2 rRNA genes are annotated in these 1615 nt (G+C 56.3%); both read left to right on the forward strand.

Features of this window, described 5'->3' with window-relative positions:
* A 23S ribosomal RNA gene (locus KIH74_RS35585) occupies positions 1-1392 on the forward strand; the annotation flags it as partial.
* A 104-nt stretch (positions 1393-1496) separates the two neighbouring features.
* Positions 1497-1613, forward strand: a 5S ribosomal RNA gene (rrf, locus tag KIH74_RS35590).
* Positions 1614-1615 lie beyond the last annotated feature (2 nt).

A 1615-nucleotide genomic window follows, 5' to 3' on the forward strand; every position in this document is an offset into this window, starting at 1 on the left:
TGAGATGTGATGATGACCGCATTGGCGGGAAGTGGGTGATCCTATGCTGTCGAGAAAAGCATCTAGCGAGGTTCGAGCCGCCCGTACCCTAAACCGACTCAGGTGGTCAGGTAGAGAATACTAAGGCGATCGAGTGAATCGTGGTTAAGGAACTCGGCAAAATGCCCCCGTAACTTCGGGAGAAGGGGGGCCTGAGGCGTGATCTCCACTTGCTGGGGTGAGCGTTTGAGGGCCGCAGAGACCAGGGAGAAGCGACTGTTTACTAAAAACACAGGTCCGTGCGAAGTCGCAAGACGATGTATACGGACTGACGCCTGCCCGGTGCTGGAACGTTAAGGGGACCGGTTAGCCGTAAGGCGAGGCTGAGAACTTAAGCGCCAGTAAACGGCGGTGGTAACTATAACCATCCTAAGGTAGCGAAATTCCTTGTCGGGTAAGTTCCGACCTGCACGAATGGCGTAACGACTTCTCCGCTGTCTCAACCGCGAACTCGGCGAAATTGCATTACGAGTAAAGATGCTCGTTACGCGCAGCAGGACGGAAAGACCCCGGGACCTTTACTATAGCTTGGTATTGGTGTTCGGGACGGCTTGTGTAGGATAGGTGGGAGACTGTGAAGCCGGCACGCTAGTGTGGGTGGAGTCGTCGTTGAAATACCACTCTGGTCGTTCTGGATGTCTAACTTCGGTCCGTGATCCGGATCAGGGACAGTGCCTGGTGGGTAGTTTAACTGGGGCGGTTGCCTCCTAAAGAGTAACGGAGGCGCCCAAAGGTTCCCTCAGCCTGGTTGGCAATCAGGTGTCGAGTGTAAGTGCACAAGGGAGCTTGACTGTGAGACCGACAGGTCGAGCAGGGACGAAAGTCGGGACTAGTGATCCGGCAGTGGCTTGTGGAAGCGCTGTCGCTCAACGGATAAAAGGTACCCCGGGGATAACAGGCTGATCTTGCCCAAGAGTCCATATCGACGGCATGGTTTGGCACCTCGATGTCGGCTCGTCGCATCCTGGGGCTGGAGTAGGTCCCAAGGGTTGGGCTGTTCGCCCATTAAAGCGGTACGCGAGCTGGGTTTAGAACGTCGTGAGACAGTTCGGTCCCTATCCGCTGCGCGCGTTGGAAACTTGAGAAGGGCTGTCCCTAGTACGAGAGGACCGGGACGGACGAACCTCTGGTGTGCCAGTTGTCCTGCCAAGGGCACCGCTGGTTAGCTACGTTCGGAAGGGATAACCGCTGAAGGCATCTAAGCGGGAAGCTCGCTTCAAGATGAGGTTTCCATGCACCCTTGGAGGTGTGGGAGGCTCCCAGCTAGACGACTGGGTTGATAGGCCGGATGTGGAAGCAAGGACTAACGACTTGTGAAGCTGACCGGTACTAATACGCCGATGACTTACCTAACACACACATGATATTGAGCGTGTTCACGTCCACTATGCGGTTCACGGGAAACGACCGTGCACACCCCCTCAGGAGTTAGGGGTGTCTGGTTGTGCCGAGAGAGTTACGGCGATCATAGCGGCAGGGAAACGCCCGGTCCCATTCCGAACCCGGAAGCTAAGCCTGCCTGCGCCGATGGTACTGCACTGGTTACGGTGTGGGAGAGTAGGACATCGCCGGACAA

Origin of the sequence: Kineosporia corallincola, from assembly GCF_018499875.1 — a bacterium.
GTDB classification, from domain to species: Bacteria; Actinomycetota; Actinomycetes; order Actinomycetales; family Kineosporiaceae; genus Kineosporia; species Kineosporia corallincola.